The 16,433-nt window shown below is 45.5% G+C and carries 15 protein-coding genes; 6 read left to right on the forward strand and 9 right to left on the reverse strand.

The features are described 5' to 3' along the window. The first annotated feature begins 30 nt into the window (after window positions 1-30). Entirely contained in the window at window positions 31-996 is a 966-nt protein-coding gene (locus tag NDI35_RS03590; protein WP_445311535.1) for an S-layer homology domain-containing protein, read from the forward strand. A gap of 23 nt (window positions 997-1,019) precedes the next feature. On the opposite strand, the gene NDI35_RS03595 is transcribed toward NDI35_RS03590, so the two are convergent. From NDI35_RS03595 to NDI35_RS03630, 8 genes are all read right to left on the reverse strand, one after another. Then, entirely contained in the window at window positions 1,020-2,651 is a 1,632-nt protein-coding gene (locus NDI35_RS03595; protein ID WP_445311536.1) for an alpha-amylase family protein, read from the reverse strand. Window positions 2,652-3,091: 440 nt separating this feature from the next. Then, window positions 3,092-3,658: a DUF3611 family protein gene (locus NDI35_RS03600; protein WP_445311537.1), complete on the reverse strand. Its 567-nt coding sequence runs from the start codon at window positions 3,656-3,658 to the stop codon at window positions 3,092-3,094. Between the two features lie 175 nt (window positions 3,659-3,833). Then, window positions 3,834-4,673 carry a hypothetical protein gene (locus tag NDI35_RS03605; RefSeq protein WP_445311538.1) on the reverse strand — a complete coding sequence of 280 codons (840 nt, stop codon included), beginning with the start codon at window positions 4,671-4,673 and terminating at the stop codon, window positions 3,834-3,836. A gap of 81 nt (window positions 4,674-4,754) precedes the next feature. Further along, window positions 4,755-5,372: a hypothetical protein gene (locus tag NDI35_RS03610; protein WP_445311539.1), complete on the reverse strand. Its 618-nt coding sequence runs from the start codon at window positions 5,370-5,372 to the stop codon at window positions 4,755-4,757. 77 nt (window positions 5,373-5,449) lie between these two features. Beyond that, the gene (locus NDI35_RS03615; RefSeq protein ID WP_445311540.1) at window positions 5,450-6,490 is read right to left on the reverse strand and encodes a hypothetical protein; all 1,041 of its coding nucleotides are present in this window, start codon (window positions 6,488-6,490) and stop codon (window positions 5,450-5,452) included. A 253-nt stretch (window positions 6,491-6,743) separates the two neighbouring features. Further along, window positions 6,744-7,355 (reverse strand): DUF2238 domain-containing protein, encoded by a 612-nt coding sequence (locus tag NDI35_RS03620; RefSeq protein WP_445311541.1) that lies wholly within the window; start codon window positions 7,353-7,355, stop codon window positions 6,744-6,746. A 96-nt stretch (window positions 7,356-7,451) separates the two neighbouring features. Continuing rightward, window positions 7,452-8,312, reverse strand: a complete 861-nt coding sequence (locus tag NDI35_RS03625) for a formate/nitrite transporter family protein (RefSeq protein WP_445311542.1) — start codon at window positions 8,310-8,312, stop codon at window positions 7,452-7,454. Between the two features lie 572 nt (window positions 8,313-8,884). After that, a complete protein-coding gene (locus tag NDI35_RS03630) occupies window positions 8,885-9,007 on the reverse strand; it encodes a hypothetical protein (protein ID WP_445311543.1) in 123 nt (40 codons plus the stop codon). Between the two features lie 69 nt (window positions 9,008-9,076). On the opposite strand from NDI35_RS03630, the gene NDI35_RS03635 reads away from it, so the two are divergent. From NDI35_RS03635 to NDI35_RS03655, 5 genes are all read left to right on the forward strand, one after another. Then, window positions 9,077-10,498, forward strand: a complete 1,422-nt coding sequence (locus NDI35_RS03635; RefSeq protein ID WP_445311544.1) for an Nramp family divalent metal transporter — start codon at window positions 9,077-9,079, stop codon at window positions 10,496-10,498. A 264-nt stretch (window positions 10,499-10,762) separates the two neighbouring features. Continuing rightward, complete coding sequence (locus NDI35_RS03640) at window positions 10,763-11,626, forward strand: HAD family hydrolase (RefSeq protein ID WP_445311545.1); 864 nt, start codon at window positions 10,763-10,765, stop codon at window positions 11,624-11,626. A gap of 13 nt (window positions 11,627-11,639) precedes the next feature. Continuing rightward, on the forward strand, window positions 11,640-12,692 hold the full coding sequence (locus NDI35_RS03645; protein WP_445311546.1) for an AI-2E family transporter: 1,053 nt from the start codon (window positions 11,640-11,642) through the stop codon (window positions 12,690-12,692). Between the two features lie 212 nt (window positions 12,693-12,904). Then, the gene (locus NDI35_RS03650; RefSeq protein ID WP_445311547.1) at window positions 12,905-13,756 is read left to right on the forward strand and encodes a DUF1206 domain-containing protein; all 852 of its coding nucleotides are present in this window, start codon (window positions 12,905-12,907) and stop codon (window positions 13,754-13,756) included. A 201-nt stretch (window positions 13,757-13,957) separates the two neighbouring features. Then, entirely contained in the window at window positions 13,958-14,926 is a 969-nt protein-coding gene (locus NDI35_RS03655) for a TIGR03885 family FMN-dependent LLM class oxidoreductase (protein ID WP_445311548.1), read from the forward strand. Window positions 14,927-15,121: 195 nt separating this feature from the next. Here the strand turns inward: NDI35_RS03655 and NDI35_RS03660 are convergent, their stop codons facing one another. Beyond that, entirely contained in the window at window positions 15,122-16,348 is a 1,227-nt protein-coding gene (locus NDI35_RS03660) for a mechanosensitive ion channel family protein (protein WP_445311549.1), read from the reverse strand. Between the last annotated feature and the right edge of the window lie 85 nt (window positions 16,349-16,433).

Here is a 16,433-nt window from a genome sequence, read left to right on the forward strand (position 1 = left end):
AAAAATGCAAAAATTAGGAGGACATTTCTCATGTCTAATCGCAGGCATTTACCGTCAATCAGCGTAGCCTTTTTAGCTTTAGCCATTAGTGTCAGTGGCACTGGGTTTGTGCTAAGTTCCCAGCAAGTTGCTGCTCAACAAGCTCAATCGAAATTTCCTGATGTACCGCAGAATTACTGGGCGCGTCCGTTTATTCAGTCCTTAGCTGAAAAAGACATTGTTACCGGATATCTAGACGGAACTTTTAGACCCAAACAGGCTGTGGATCGGGATGAATTTTCGGCGATGCTCCGCCAAGCTTTTAATCGAGCAAGCGTTAGAAAGATACCGAGTGGAAGTTACTTTAAGGATGTGCCTCAAAACTATTGGGCAGAAACTCCGATTAAAGAAGCTTATGAAGGGGGATTTATGAATGATTTTCCCGGAAATGAGTTTCGTCCGAAGCAGCCCTTGACTAAGGCACAAGCATTAGTTGTGTTAATGAGGGGTTTAAATATGGATTACAATCCGGCTGTTGTCAAAACTGAGCGAGCTGCTGCAACTCCAGCAACGCAAACTCCCGTAAATAAACGTCGAATTGCTAGGAACCGTTTGGCATTTCCCCTCGCAGCGACTGTTTTGATGCAGCCGTTATTACCTGTAGTGGCAAGGCAGCAGCCTGCGGCTGCGCCCGCAACTAAACCGGCTAAGGCTGTTCCACCAACAACGACAAAAGCTGCAACTGCTACTGCTAAAATTTCGGCATTAGAGTTTCTCAATTCGTACTATAAAGATGCCGAGAAACTTCCTAAATATGCGGTTGAGCCAGTGGCAGCAGCGACCAAGGCAAAGATAGTGGTCAACTATCCAGATCCCAGAGTTCTTAATCCGAACGAGTTGCTCAGTCGGGGTAGTGCTACTGCCCTAATTCATCAAGCTTTGGTCAATCAAGGTCAGATAAAACCGCTTCCAGACAAGGATAGTGCTAAGTACATTCCTACGAGCCCACGTCGCTAGTTCTCCCATCAACATTAACTTTTTTACCCCTGGATTCGATTGACTCGAAACCAGCGATAGCCGTAGGCTTCTAAGGGAATAGAGGGCGAGTCCGCATCGATAGATTCATAGAGCCGATCGCCAAATAAATCGAACAGATTGCTGTATTCGTTAGATTTGAGCGTAGCGGTACAAGGCTTGTCCGCTAGATTGTGGACAGCAATCACCGTCCTGCCTTGCCAGTCGCAGCAGTGGGCTAACACCGAGGGAGAGTCGGTTTCGAGAATGTGCCACTTGCCCCTACCCAACTCAGGACATTGCTTGCGGATGCTGATTGCACGTTCCATCCAGTTAATTAATGAGGCAGGATCGCGCTGCGCTGCGACGACATTGACTTGTTTGTAACCGTATTCTCCGTTGGCGATCGCAGGTCTGGCAAGGGCATCAGTTGCAGCCGTCGAGAAGCCACCATTCGCTGCATCTGACCATTGCATCACCGTGCGGACGCTGCCTCGACCTTCCAGCGAAAGGTCATCGCCCATGCCAATTTCTTCGCCATAGCGCAGCATGGGTGTACCAGGCAGGGTGAAAAGCAAACTGTAGATTAGTTCAATCCGGCGGCGGTCACCTCCCATCATCGGTGGTAAGCGACGACGAATCCCGCGCCCGAAAATTTGCATAGTTTTCTCAGGGGCAAACGCTGCAAAAATTTCCTCTCGTTCCGATGAAGTAATGCGATCTAGCGTCAGTTCATCATGGTGGCGCACAAAATTAAGCCACTGACAAATATCAGGAATATCCGGTAAGGTTTTTAGTCCCTCGCGCAATGCTGTGGATTCTTGACGCGCCAATGCCAAAAACAGATGCTGGTTCAGCAAAAAGTTGAACAGGATGTGCATTCTGTCGCCCTTATCAAAGTAGATAGGAATTTGCTCGCGATCGACATTTGCTTCTGCCAGCAACACTGCATCACCCCGACGCGATGACACAAACTCTCTCATTTCTTCCAAGAAACCTCGCAGCTTTTCGGGGTCTGCACCTTCGATGCCAATTCCTTTAATTAAAAAGGGAACAGCATCAATGCGAAATCCAGACACGCCCAGTTCTAGCCAGAAACCCATAATTTTGCAGATTTCTTCTCGTACCGCCGGATTGGCAATATTCAAATCTGGCTGTTCCTTGTAGAAGTGATGCAAATAGTAAGCGTTTGCTTGTTCGTCGTACTCCCAAATACTGTCCTCGGCATCGGGAAATACCAGCAACTCTGGAGGTGTTTTGGGTGGATTTTCTGACCACACGTAGTAATTGCGATACTTAGAGTTTTTATCGCTTTTGGATGCCACAAACCAAGGATGCTGATTGGACGTATGATTTACTACCAGATCGATCAGCACGCGAATTCCTCGTTCCTTTGCTTGGTGCATGAACTCGACAAAATCTCCCAGGGTTCCCAGTCTCGGATCAATGTTGTAGTAATCCATCACGTCATAACCATTGTCCCGGTTAGGGGAAGGATAAAACGGCAGCAACCACAAACAAGTAATTCCTAGGGCCGATAAATAGTCTAGGCGGTTGATAAGTCCTTGAAAGTCGCCGACACCATCGCCGTCCGAGTCCATGAAAGTTTCAACATCGAGGGAGTAGACAATTGCGTTTTTATACCAGAGGTCTTTCATTGCCGTTTATTTCCTAATAAATAAACAGTGTAACTTGGCTGTGCTCAGAAATCCGGTCACAGGGCTATTTAGGAAGCTGAATGCCACCGATATAGCTCATATTTCCGAATATGAGCCTAAGTTCTGTTTGTCCCAATTCAAAATATATCTCTCAATATAAAGCTAAATGCAATATCTATCAAGATAATAAATAAATTACGTTTTTTTTATTATTAAAAAACGGTCGCTCCTGCTGACTACAATTAGCAGGAGCGATCGCTACCAATTTCAGATTAGATGTTCATCCCAATAGCCAACTTGTTTAGCTGGTAGCTGCACTGTCTTCGCTCTCTTTCGCCAAGACAGTGCAAAACCACCAACCTTAGTTAAATCGGTCAGCCCTTGTCAATCATAAGGACATAGGAGTTGTGTTTGCCTTTAACGATCGCCAATGCTGCCAACTACTCTTCTACCCAATTGAGTAACCCAAGAGAAGTAACAGCTCCAAAAAAGTGAGCGCCAATCAGATTGACGTTTGCCATCGTCACAAAAATATCTAGGGAGCGAATCACATTTTCAGGCGTATAAGCTGCGAGCGCTTGGGGTTGACTAAGAGTTTTCGCTAGCACTACAGCAACTGTTTCTTCAGAAGCGACAAACGCTATTAATACCCCCACCAAACTAGAAACTAATCCAATCCGTAAGGTGTGAGTAATATGTTCTTTGCTGGGATATACCTGGGAATTTTCGGCGTGCAAAAGTCTGCCTAACAGCCTATAGCGAAAATCCCAAAATATTCTAAAGCCCAGCAATGACAGGCCAATTATAGCTAAAACTACCCCGAAACCAATACCTGCATTATTGGTTTGGTCGCCCATGTTGCGACCCAACATAGCAAATAATAAAACAATGCCGGAAACAGCACCCAAGAATAACTGTATCCAGAAGCTAAATCGACTAAACAAGCGAAAAGTGGCGACAAATTCGCTTTGGGTCAGCGGTTGCGGCAAGGATTCTGGTTGATTCATTATATCCACCTTATTGCTGAATTGAGCATCAAAATAAACGAGGTAAGAAATAGGTTCTGCTTGTCTTCCTAGGGCAAGCGCTCGCCTGGTGGTTAGCTATTAGACTTCTCCAGAAAACTCGGTTAAGGGCAGGCGGGATGCCTACCCCGCAGTAGTTATGAGAGAGGTCTATTGGTTACTGAGGAATGGCTGAGGGATATACTCCTGTAGCAACTAGCACAGGTTTGTTGGTATACTCGACTTCTAGCTTCTGCTTCAAGGTCAAATCCCATTGTAGATCGTAGTCCCGCTCAAGTTCAGCGAGGACAAACGGACGCAGCACGCCGGTTACGGCAACCTTCTCACCTTCTCGCACGCTTGGTTGTGGAACTGTGTGTATCACTAACAAGTCTTGTCCGCCAATTAATTTCTCTTCATCCAAGGTGAACGAGTTTGGACTTCTGAGGCTTTCGACTTCACCGCTCACCGCCAGTGTCTTGCCGTAGTATTTTTTGGGGTCTGAGGTGAGTTCCCCCGGTGTGGGGGCTAGCGCCATCGATTGTGCAACGATCGTAGGTTTACTTTCGTACTCGGCGTACAAGTTTGGCTCTAAGCCTAATTTGTACTCGCGCTCAATATCTGCAAGGACAAAATTGCGAACTGTTCCCGTTACTTGAACTTCTTGACCTGATTCAGTCGGCAGCACAAAAGGCTTGCCGGTGGCATTGACAACCAAAATCGATTCGGTGCTAAAAAACTCCTTATCGCTAACTGTAAAGGTCGATGGCCCCAATTTTTTGACTGGTTCGCTTCTGATGGTCACAGTTTTGCCAAGCAGTTGTGCTGTTTTATCAACCACATTCTCGGTTGTCGTGGGAACCGTACCGGGTGTTGCAGGTGCAGGTGCAGGTGCCGTTGCTTGCTGCTGTGGGGTAGTACAAGCCGGAAGCAGCATAGCTGCTAGTGCGAGGGCGATCGCTCCTCCCTTAGCATTCGAGAGCTTTTGAGTGTAATTGTTCAAACGATTATTAACCATTGAAAAACCTCCTAGATTTTTTTTGTTTATTTTGTTGATGAAGCTACAGAATTTGTGTTCAAAACCGGGTTTTTTTATAGCCTAATTCAAAAACACTTGACCGTCAGATTGAATTCTTAAAACTCCTTGATTGCCATCCAAGTTACTCGTTTCATCTATTGAAACTGCTAGCATCCCTTTTTCAGAACTAGACATGGGTATAACTTTCAGCAGCCCTCCATCTACGCGCACCATTGTGACAGTCACAGGCGTTGGTAGATTTTGCAGAACAATTTCTGCTCCGCGCGCTAGCATTCGGGATTCAGTATGCCCGATCGCCTGATAGGAAATCGGGGCATTTGTGCTGTTTGTTAATTTCACGCTCACCTCACCTGCCATTGGTGTGACAGTGGCAAGGGGAGTCTGTCTTGTTTCTGGCAAAGGTGGTTGCGTAACATTCGTTCCCCTCGCGGGAGGAACCATATTTTGACCCAACTCTTGCGGATTCAATCTTTGACTTGCAGCATTAGGCGGACATCCTTGAGAAACCCGAACATTACTGTTATAAGGTTCTTCATAGGAAATCCTAGGACAGGAGTTGAGTGTAGGAGCGGGAGCTGCTGATGCCACAAGAGGAACGGTTGGCAGCGCGATTAATAAACTTCCAGAGATGATTTGTAATATCCCTGGCGTTTTTTTCCAGCGATTGAGTTGATACATAGATATCTCCTGATGGAATCTTTCAAATTTAGTCAGGTTGGCCAGATTTTTGGTGGCAAATAGTCGCGAGTCACCGCTCAATTTTGAAACAGTACCAAAGTTTCTTCGCTGGTGCGATCGCCTCTACTAGAACTGAGATTCACCTCGTATCGGGTTCCTGGTAGGGAAATGGTCGGCTTAAAAGCAAAGCTGAATTTACCTTGTTCATCCGCCCGAATTGTGCGTTCGAGGATATTTCGTTCAAATCCAAACAAACCTGCCACAGAAGAGGTAGCCTGAACGTTGACATTAACTGTCGCATTGGGGGCGCTGCGTCCTTCCACTTCCACCGTCCCGCTGACGCGAGCATTTTCTTCGGGAGTGATAATTTCTAGCGGGATTTCGGCAGTGTTGGAACTGCCATCATCGCCAGCAATTAGTTCTCGATCTAAACGGGAACGAATAACTTGATTTCCCGACTGCAAACTAGCAGTAACCGCCGCACCGGCAGGGGGGAAATAATCTTGGCTGCGGATCGTATATTCCCCTGTGTAAACGCCGTTGGATTCTTCCCGCATGGGGATGTTATAAGCAACTCCTTCAATGGAGAAATTAGCTGTAGCGTTGGGAGTGCCGAGCAATTTGAAATTGAGCGTGGTTCCTGGAGCTAACTGCTGTACGGATCGGGCACTGAAGCGGTTAATAGACAAAGATTGAAAGCCGCGATCGCTATAACCAGCTACTAGAGGTTGTTGCAAGCGGGTGCTACTGATGCGATCGCCTTGTTGCAAATTTGCCCGCACAACTGTATTTTCGGAAATTCGATCGCCCTGGCGAATCATGTAGCTTGCCTCGTAAACTCCCGGTTGAACCTCCCGCATCGGCAGATTTTGCACTGCATTTGGGATAGTCAAGGTAGCTCTAGAATACGGGGTTCCTCGCAGCACGAAAAAGAGTTCAGTTCCCGGATCTAATCGCTGTACTGGATACGCGGTAAAACTGTCGATATCCGAGCCGACTACTCTTCGTTGAGCTACTTGGGTAGAGGGTTTGGCGCTAGCTTGGGCAATTTCTGGTAAATAAATGGTTGAACCCAACAGAACCAGTCCAATTGCCGTTGAAAATGATTTTATTTTCATAAAATCCTCCTAAATCGCAACAACCAACCTCTTGCAGTAACGTGAAAAGAAAATTTAAATTATTAAAAATTTACTTTTGCTAAAGGTCGATTGTATGTGTTCTACATTCTTTCAAAAAAGTTCTACCTTCTTTTAAAATGTTGTTTCTCTCTCAATTTAACTTCAAATCTCCACAGCTTGCCATCTGTCGGAGGCCATAAGCAAATATCTATCTGATGAAAGATGATTGAGGAAAAAATGATAAATTTGCGAGTTAAGTGCGATCGCTCCGACTATTGGCGATAGATGCTTGATTCCCAACTGTCGCACTGGGACGCATCCATTCTTGCAACGTCCATAAGCTAGTTAGGGCAGCTATTGCAGCTCCCAAACTATCCATAATCAAATCAATAATCGTATCATCCAGGCTCCCAATCACTTCGGTTGAGAGAACAATACCAGCCGTCCACTCGGTAACTTCCCACAAAGCACCAATCGCAATCCCAAAACTGGTTATTGTTAGCAAGTACAGCAGTTTATGGTTGCGAAAAATAGTCAGCATTGAACTGTATGCTAAAAAACTCAATGCTAAAGTCACGGCAAAAGTCGTGAAAGCATGAACAATTTCATCATAAGGTCCCGGTTGGTAAAACAGTCCAAAAATCCAGCCTCCGGCGTTGAGTAAGGCAGCAAGCACAAATAGGAAATCAAACAGCGTTGGCAAGCGATCGACCATCACCACAAACGCCAGAGAGGCTACTAAGAATAAGGCTAACCCCAAGGCATTTTGCCATTTTCCCTGACTCAGAGCAGCTATTACTGCTATTGTTAATAACGCCTGTCCTACCCAAGCTGCAACTCGATAGCCACGCCAGTTTGTAGTCATCATCACTCTCCTTCTATCTTAAGATCACACATCCCCGACTTCTTAGAGAAATCAGGGATCTCCATGCCCTTTATGTGGTTTATTGGAGTTCAATTTCTAGAGGTCATCTTGAGCAACTTGGGCATGGTTTAAGGCAGCGACTAAGGTAACTCCGCCTAAAATATTACCAATTAGGGTAGGTATCATGAATTTGCCAAAATATTCAGACCACGAAACAGCTTTAATTGCCACTGCATAGAAAACTTCCACAGATCCGGCAATAATATGAGGAAATTCACCTAGCCCAACCAGGGAAGTGATGATAACAATTACCCACAGTTGGGAAGACTCAGCGGCGGGGAGAAGCCAGACCATTAAAGCAATTAACCAACCAGCAAAGATGGCCCGCAATAAAGTTATCCAAAATCCTCCATCGATAACTCTTAAACCTATTTCGCCAAACGCTTTTTGAAATTCAGGCGGGAACACTCCAACCTGTGCAACTATTGAGGCAAATATGAATGCACCTAACAAATTGCTTGCTAAGACAATTCCCCATAATCGCAGCACTCGCATAAAAACTTTGCGTCTGCGATCGTTTAACAAAGGCAGAATGACAGTCAGAGTATTTTCAGTGAACAACTGCTGACGCCCCATCACCACAATGACAAAGCCGATACTGTACCCAAGGCTGACAATGATGGAACTCCAAGATTGCTGGGGTAAATTTGCTTGGAGTACACCTTGAGCCACCAGGGAAAATCCCATAGATAGTCCTGCAGCTAATCCAGACCAAGCTAGGGCTGAAACTGGACGGCACAACTCACTTTCACCCTCAACCCTAATCGTTTCGTGAATGATTAACGCAGTGGGACGGATTCGCTCAATAATCTCTTCACGATCGCGATCGCTGAGTTCCAATTTTTGTTGGCCCAGCAATTCTATTGCTTGGCTTGCTCGATCGCTATTTTGTGTCATCTCGCTCTTGTTAAATTATATGAACTTCGTAGTTCTCAGGATACAAACTAAACAATAGCGACGCGCCTAACCTGAGAATGAGCTTTGGGTTTTTCTAAAAAGTCCCTGTAGAGAAAAAATAGCCGTGCAACATCTATCTTAAGTTGGGTGATTTTAAAATTGAATGTAAAAGCAATATATCTTAAGTAAGATATTTGGATATTTGCTTTAATTTTGCACAATCTTTGCCCGACATAGGTGTAGGGTGAAAATGTAAGAGTGGCAGTCTTAGGAGGTATCTTTGTACAAAATTAATTCGTTAAGTACAAGAAAACCTGACCCATTCAAAAATTCAACCACGAATGCGATTGGGGATGCTTCTAGCTGGTTCGTTCGCTGTAATTGGGAAAGAAAAGTCCTCTCTCAAACTTGAGAACCTAGTCAAGGCTGAGTGCGATCGCATTCGTGGTGGAGATTGCCGTTTTTTTGGGACTAGCAGCAGTTTTTTTGGCTTGGCGCGTACTCTCATTTGCAATTGACAAAGACCTGCTGTGAGTTTTACGTTGGCACAATCATGCAAGTAGCTTTAACATTCAGTTCAATCTAACGTTTTTGCTGGCGATCGCAGTTGTCTTTGGTTTAATCGGGCTTTGGGGAAAAGCCACCAGCAAGCGTCGTTTTAACAAGGTGTGAAGCACCGGAATATGAAAATCCACAATTTCAACCTCACCATAAATCGTGGGTAAATCGATCGGTGTTGACCAGTTACTTATCGAGTAATAACAATGAATAGAGATAGCGATGATCGCAGTTCTTCGGCACAAATAACTAACCAACAGGGTGAAAATACAAGTCAACAAATCCCGCAGCCGCCAGAGGGTTGGGATCGCTTTAAATGGTTGGGGCCTAGTTTTTTATGGATGCTGTCGGCTGCTGGTTCTGGTGAGTTACTATTTACACCTCGAATTGCAGCACTTTACGGCTACTCGCTGTTGTGGGCGCTGCTAGCGGCTGTTATCCTCAAGTGGTTTATCAACAACGAAGTAGGGCGGTTTTCGGTTTGTACGGGCGCAACGATTTTAGAAGGTTTCAAGCAAATTCCTGGGCCGAAAAATTGGACGATTTGGCTGATTTTATTGCCGCAAGTGGTAGTAGCCATTTCCACCGTTGCCGGACTTGCAGGTGCCGCCGCTACAGCACTGATTCTAGTAACAGGAGGAACTGTTAAACTTTGGACGGTGATTATTATCGCTGTGACGGCAGCAATTGTGTTCATGGGGCAGTATGAAGTTGTTGAAAAAATTTCCTCAATTATCGGCATCGGCCGCACATTGGCAGTGGTAGCGGCGGCGATTTTTGTCTTTCCCAACCTTCGACAATTCGCAGCGGGCCTAGTGCCTCAAATTCCCCAAAACGTGCAATATCAAGAAATCCTACCTTGGCTGGGTTTTATGCTAGCAGGGGCAGCGGGATTGATGTGGTATTCCTATTGGGTGGAAGCCAGAGGATACGGTGCTGCTTCCATCAAACAAGAACAACCCCTTGATTTTAATCAAATCGGTCACGAACAAGTAAAAAGGTTGCAGGGTTGGGTGACTTTAATGAGTTTATCCAACACCTTAGCAGTCGTGGGTGCGCTGTTAGCCGCGCTCGCTTTTTTGATTCTCGGTGGCGAGTTGTTGCGTCCCCAAGGATTAGTGCCAAAAGAACAACAAGTAGCAGAAATTTTGGGTAGTTTGCTAGGCGACCTTTGGGGGCCATTTGGCTTTTGGTTTATGGTGGCAATTGTTTTTATTACTTTTTGTAGCACCACGCTTTCAGTCCAAGATGGCTTTGGGCGGATGTTTGCCGATGGCACGCAAATTTTACTGCAAGGATTTGGCGTGCGGGGTCGTTGGACGAATGAAAAATTTTTGCGGCCATTTTATATTATCGTGCTGTTAGCTGCGTTACCCATTGCGATTTATCTGATTTTCGGCGAACCCGTTTCCTTGTTACAAATGGCTGGAGGCATTGAAGCAGCTCACATTCCCATTGTGACTGGATTAACGCTTTATGTGAATCATCGAATGCTGCCCAAGGAATTGCGACCCTCGAAGTTTATCTGGGGTGGAACGGTAATTGCAGGAATCTTTTTTGCCTGCTTTGCAGTTATCTATCTTTTACAACTGAGCGGGGTAATTGGAACGAGTGGAGGAGGAAGTTAAACAGGGTTTTTATAGGGGCGCTAGGTGGTGAATGTGCCAGAATTTCGCAAAAATAATAGTTACATTTGTCTGGCGATAACTGGCAAACTGTAACAGATACAAACTCCCCCTCAACTGCAATCGGAATAGAATTTTTAGATATTGCAATCGACCACAATCAAACATCTCCGATTCACTTTACTTTTTTCTGGACTCTTTCCCAAAATTGGGAAAATCGCAACTATCAAGTTGCTGTTGTTAGTTAACCTTCACTTTCAAATTGTTATGACTCTCGCAACCAAACCTTTATCTAACTATATCGCCGTCGTGTTTGACTTCGACGATACCCTTGTCCCGGATACCGTCGATAGTCTGTTAGAAAGCCTCAATATTGATGCGCTCGCCTTTCGTAGCCAGCGAATTCAACCTTTAATCGATAGCGGTTGGGACGATATTCTAGCCAGATTTTACGCAATTATCGAGGAATCTAAGCGTCAAGGGAACAAAATAACCCAGGAATATATAGCAAATTTTGGGAAAAAATTAGCGCCTTTTGATGGCGTTGCGGAAATGTTCGATCGCCTACGTCAAAGCGCTTATGCAATCAACCCCAAAGTGGAAGTTGAATTTTATCTAATTAGCTGCGGTATGGTGGAAATTGCCCGTAATAATTGCCTCGCCCCCAACTTTAAGGCGATGTGGGGTTGCGAGTTCCATTATGGTAAAGACGGCGGGATTGAGTTTGTCAAAAAAATTGTAACTCACACGGAAAAAACTCGCTATTTGTTCCAACTTGCCAAAGGCGTTGACAACGCTCCAAAAGACGATGGCAAGACATTTGTTTATCGGGATGTTGCGGCGGAAGAATTGCACATCCCGCTAACGCAAGTCATTTATGTGGGTGACGGGGCATCAGATATTCCTTGTTTTTCGCTTTTGCATGAACAACAGGGAATAACGATTGGGGTTTATAAAGATAGTACCCCACAAGATTGGAGTCAGGAAATAGAAATTAGCCAAAGTCAGCGGCTGATGAATTTGGCTTCTGCAGAATACAGTGAGGATTCGGAATTGATGCGATCGCTCACTCTCGCTGTAGAAAGTTTAGCCAAAAAAATCTCCCTGCTTGAGTTAAGTGTTGGTGAATAGAGAGGCTTTTGTTATGGGTTTAGGAAAGTGGATCGGTTTTTTGGCTTTGGTAGCCTCGCTCTATATTTTGTGGAAAATTAGAACGATTGTTTTACTGTTTTTTACCGCCGTAATTTTAGCGATCGCTCTCAACCGTTTAGTGCGAAGATTGCAGCAGTCTGGTGCGAAGCGGGGAGTGGCGATCGCCTTAGCCGCTGCGATTCTAGTCACAGCGAGCGCTGTCTTGGTAACTCTCATCGTAACGCGCCTGAGCAATCAATTTCAAGAGTTGTCCCAACTCGTCCCGCTAGGAATAGAACAACTGCGACTTTGGAGCAATTGGTTGCAAGCAAGATTACCCGGACAAATTGTTGATAACCTTCCCAGTATTGACGATTTAACCCAAGAAATTAAAACGCTTTTTCAGTGGACAAGTTCGCATATTTATCTGTGGTTTTCCAACTATCTAAGCTTGATTATCAATACCTTATTAATTACCGTTTTGACAATCATGCTTTTGGTAAATCCGATGCCATACCGCCACGCAATTATCAGCCTTTTTCCGGCTTTTTACCGTCAGCGAGCCGATGAAATTCTCTCCAAATGCGAAGAGGGTTTAATGGGTTGGTTGGCAGGCGTTGCATTAAGCATGAGTTTTATTGGTATTACGAGCATTATTGGTTTGTTTGTTTTGCAAGTTCCACTGCCTTTTGTGAACGGGCTTCTGGCATTCATATTAGCCTTAGTTCCCTATATTGGCGCAATGTTAAGCGTAATTCCACCGCTGCTGCTGGCTTTATTAGATTCGCCTTCAAAAGCAGGCGCGGTGTTGTTGCTTTATTTCCTAATTCAACAAATTGAAGGCAACTTGGTCACACCTATCATTATGGAAAAGCAGGTATCTCTGCTTCCCGCTTTCACCTTAGCTCTTTTGACAGCCTTCGGATTTTTCTTTGGTTTTTTGGGATTATTTTTAGCGCTACCAATTCTAATTGTTATTCAAATTTGGGTTAAAGAAGTTTTAATCAAAGATATACTAGACCGCTGGCAGACTGCTCAATCAGGAAAGCCAGTCGATAACCCATAAAGCTATATTTGTCAACCCCAATAAATGTGAAGTTTACCAATCAATCAACCGCTGACACTCCCACTCAAGACAGATGAAAAAAATTTCTAAATAAGCTAATTATTAAATTAATAGATAATAATATAAATTATTTGTTTAAAAACTCAGTTAAGTGCAAAGTAATCCACCATATACCTATGCCAGCAGTCGTTAACAACTAAAGTATAAAAAATATGAAACGGGACAACTCACCGACCGACAGCATTAAAGACTCAATTGGACAGGCAGCTTCTCATCCCTGGTTTGAGCGACTGGCAAGATTGGGATATGCTTCCAAAGGCTTAGTTTATTTTATTGTCGGTTTTCTAGCAGCACAAGCCGCCTTTAGTATGGGCGGCAGGACAACCGATACTAGCGGTGCATTATCAGAAATTGTTAACCAACCCTTCGGTAAATTTCTGCTATTTCTGGTAACAATTGGCATTATTGGTTATGCCCTTTGGCGTATCGTTCAGACAATTCTCGACCCAGAACACCAAGGACAGAAAATGGATGCCAAGCGAATTGCCCAACGCATTGGCTACGCCTTAAGTGCTTTTGGCTACGCAGGTTTGGCTTTAACGGCTGTAAAACTGATAATGGGTTCGGGCGGTAGTAATAGCGATTCAACCGAAGATTTGACAGCCCAAATTTTAGCGCAACCGTTTGGACAATGGCTGGTAGGATTGGCAGGATCAATGGTTATTGGTGTAGGTTTTTCTTATTTATACGAAGCATATAAAGCAAAATTTCGTCGCCATTTCAAGCTAGATGAAATGAGCCCAACCGAGGAAAAGTGGGCGACACGGTTGGGTCGATTTGGCATTGCTGCCCGTGGAATTGTTTTCGTTATAATTGGTTTTTTCTTAATTCAAGCAGCAAGGCTCTCGGATGCCAGTCAAACGAAGGGATTGGGCGAGGTGTTGGCAATTGTGGCACAACAGCCTTTTAGTCCAGTGATTTTGGCTCTAGTACCTTTGGGTTTAATTGCCTATGGCATCTACTCGGTAATTGAAGCTCGCTATCGGCGAATTTTCCACTCATAAGCTTGCTCGTTATACAGAAAGTTATGAATTTTGAGTCCAAGATTATTTTGGGTGAATTAAAAACTTATCTAACTCAAAACTCAAAACTTTTACTAGCCGTCCTGGTTAAATCACCTGCTTTTAAGTCTGGATATTTTAACTGACAACTCAGGGCGGGCACGAAGGCATCGCCCCTACTCAACTCAAAACTCCTAAAAACTTATGGCACAAATTGGTTATCATGCTTCCCATGAACAGTTTAAGCCCAGCGAACTGCTGAAATATGTCCAAATGGCAGAACAAGCTGGCTTTACCCATGCCCTTTCTTCCGATCACTTTCATCCTTGGAGTGAAGCGCAAGGACAAAGTGGTTTTGCTTGGTCTTGGTTGGGTGCAGCAATGCAAGCAACGCCAACGCTTTCCTATCGAGTTGTTTGCGCTCCCGGACAGCGGTATCATCCGGCTATTATTGCCCAAGCGGCGGCAACTTTAGCAGAAATTTTTCCAAATCGTTTTTGGCTCACGGTTGGCAGCGGTCAAGCCTTGAACGAACATATTACTGGGGATAAGTGGCCTACTAAGAGCGATCGCAACACACGCCTCAAAGAATGTGTCGATATTATCCGCGCCCTTTGGGCAGGAGAAACCGTCACCCATCGCGGTTTAGTGTGCGTAGAAGATGCAAAACTCTATACCCGCCCGGAAATTTTCCCATTAATTATCGGCGCGGCAGTTACCCCAGAAACCGCAGAATGGTTGGGCAGTTGGGCGGATGGATTAATTACTACTTCTCGCCCACCTGAAAAGTTAAAAAAAGTCGTCGATGCGTTTCGTCGCGGTGGTGGAGAAGGGAAACCAATGATTTTGAAAGTGCAGCTTTCCTATGACAGTAATGCAGAGAAAGCACTACAAGGCGCTCATCATCAATGGCGTAGTAATATCTTCAAAAGCAAAATGCTGACACAACTGATAACACCCGATCAATTTGATGCCGCCGGGGAGTTTGTGCAACCAGAGGAGTTATATCAACACGTCCGCATCTCGGCAGACCCAGAGCAGCATATTGAGTGGTTGCAAAAAGATATTGAATTGGGGTTTGATGAACTAATTTTACACAACGTTAACCGAGAACAAGAGCAGTTTATTGAGGTGTTTGGCGAAAAAGTAGTGCCAGCCCTGACAAAAAGTTGATTCGCAATTATGATGCGAGTGATATCAATTCCGGCGGCGCCGCAATGATATCAAATCCGCGCTTCATCGTGGGGCGTAAAGTCGAATCAAGTTGCCAACAAATAATTCGCGCTATTTTCAGTTTTTTGACTCATAGTCAACAGTCAACCGTCAACCGTCAACAACCACCGACGGTGCAACCGGAATCGATATGACTTACCGACTAGGATTGTCAGAATCCTGAGTCCGATCGCTATCTCCCAAACCCAATGCGGTTCGCCACTTATCGGGATGGCGCGGCATCAGTATTCGCACATCAGGATCGGGCAAGCCGATGCCAGCATCTTTGAAGGCAAGAACGATTGCCCCTCTCACGGCGGAGGTTGTCGCCACAAAGTCAGTACGCCGCGAGTCCGTCCAAAACCGCACCTCAACCAAGATGTCATCCTGTCCCAAATCTCGAAGTCGCACGGAAACTGGCGGATCGTTGAGCACGGCTTCCGTAGCTTGCGCTGCCTCTGTCATCACAGTTACGGCTGTTTGCAAATCGCTATCGTAGCCGATAAACAGAGTCACGCTGCTGCGACGAATCGGGGCGGCGGTGTTGTTGGTAATGCGCGAGGTGAACAATTCCGCATTGGGAACCAATACCACTCGACCATCATAAGTACGGAGTTGGGTGGCGCGCAATTCGATCCGCTCGACATTGCCTTCAGTTTCCCCGACAACAATTTGATCCCCAAGTTCAAAAGGACGCAATACCAGAATTAAAATGCCGCTGATAAAGTTAGAAAGGATATCTTTTAAAGCAAAGCCGAGAGCAAGACCCGTTAAACCCAATCCGGTGGCAACTGCCTGCGGATCGAACCCAAAGGCATCCAGGGCCACAATAAAACCGAGACTCCAGACAACATAGTATGCGACTTGTTTAATTAGGTTTTCTACCGTTAAGTCTTCTACAATATGCCGGAAAATCAGGCGCATCAACCAGCGCACCAAAGCCGCGATCGCCCAAAATAATCCAATCACCAGTAATGCAGCTAGCGCGCGGGGAATAATCGCGATCGCAGATTCACCCAGTCGTGCAAATCCGGTTTGCACCGAGGATTGCACCTCTGCCACAAAGCGTTCCGAAGGGGAAAGACGGCGCTGACTGGCTCGCGTTAGGGCGGTATCAATCGCCTCTGACCACTGAGTTGCCAGGGTATCAACCGTTGTCAAATTATCCTGAGCGTCTGCTTTAGTTACGGTGACAACAGGGACTCCAGCAATCGTAATCACCCGCTGAGCGCTATCTTGAGTCGGTTCTATGCGGGGAGGTGCGATCGCCGTAGGATTCTCCAAAAGTCGGCTCATGCGTCGCTCAATCTGCCGCGCACGTGCGGTTGCATCTACGTTTTCTACCGCACTCACCCGAAACATTGCTCGACCATCTAAACGCACTGTTACCCGTTCGTCTTGGGCGCCTGCGGAATTCGGGGTAATACACGTTATCGTTATGGCAATTAAGAGCGCGAGCAACAGAACC

This window comes from Microcoleus vaginatus FACHB-2002, from assembly GCF_040004035.1.
GTDB classification, from domain to species: domain Bacteria; phylum Cyanobacteriota; class Cyanobacteriia; order Cyanobacteriales; family Microcoleaceae; genus Microcoleus; species Microcoleus vaginatus_C.

Bases quoted from the DNA above. Each gene is read 5' to 3' on its own strand.
- NDI35_RS03640 (WP_445311545.1), top strand. From the start codon at position 10,763: ATGACTCTCGCAACCAAACCTTTATCTAACTATATCGCCGTCGTGTTT.
- NDI35_RS03610 (WP_445311539.1), bottom strand. From the start codon at position 5,372: ATGTATCAACTCAATCGCTGGAAAAAAACGCCAGGGATATTACAAATC.
- NDI35_RS03605 (WP_445311538.1), bottom strand. From the start codon at position 4,673: ATGGTTAATAATCGTTTGAACAATTACACTCAAAAGCTCTCGAATGCT.
- NDI35_RS03650 (WP_445311547.1), top strand. From the start codon at position 12,905: ATGAAACGGGACAACTCACCGACCGACAGCATTAAAGACTCAATTGGA.
- NDI35_RS03620 (WP_445311541.1), bottom strand. From the start codon at position 7,355: ATGACTACAAACTGGCGTGGCTATCGAGTTGCAGCTTGGGTAGGACAG.
- NDI35_RS03600 (WP_445311537.1), bottom strand. From the start codon at position 3,658: ATGAATCAACCAGAATCCTTGCCGCAACCGCTGACCCAAAGCGAATTT.
- NDI35_RS03595 (WP_445311536.1), bottom strand. From the start codon at position 2,651: ATGAAAGACCTCTGGTATAAAAACGCAATTGTCTACTCCCTCGATGTT.
- NDI35_RS03625 (WP_445311542.1), bottom strand. From the start codon at position 8,312: ATGACACAAAATAGCGATCGAGCAAGCCAAGCAATAGAATTGCTGGGC.
- NDI35_RS03615 (WP_445311540.1), bottom strand. From the start codon at position 6,490: ATGAAAATAAAATCATTTTCAACGGCAATTGGACTGGTTCTGTTGGGT.
- NDI35_RS03635 (WP_445311544.1), top strand. From the start codon at position 9,077: ATGAATAGAGATAGCGATGATCGCAGTTCTTCGGCACAAATAACTAAC.
- NDI35_RS03645 (WP_445311546.1), top strand. From the start codon at position 11,640: ATGGGTTTAGGAAAGTGGATCGGTTTTTTGGCTTTGGTAGCCTCGCTC.
- NDI35_RS03655 (WP_445311548.1), top strand. From the start codon at position 13,958: ATGGCACAAATTGGTTATCATGCTTCCCATGAACAGTTTAAGCCCAGC.
- NDI35_RS03590 (WP_445311535.1), top strand. From the start codon at position 31: ATGTCTAATCGCAGGCATTTACCGTCAATCAGCGTAGCCTTTTTAGCT.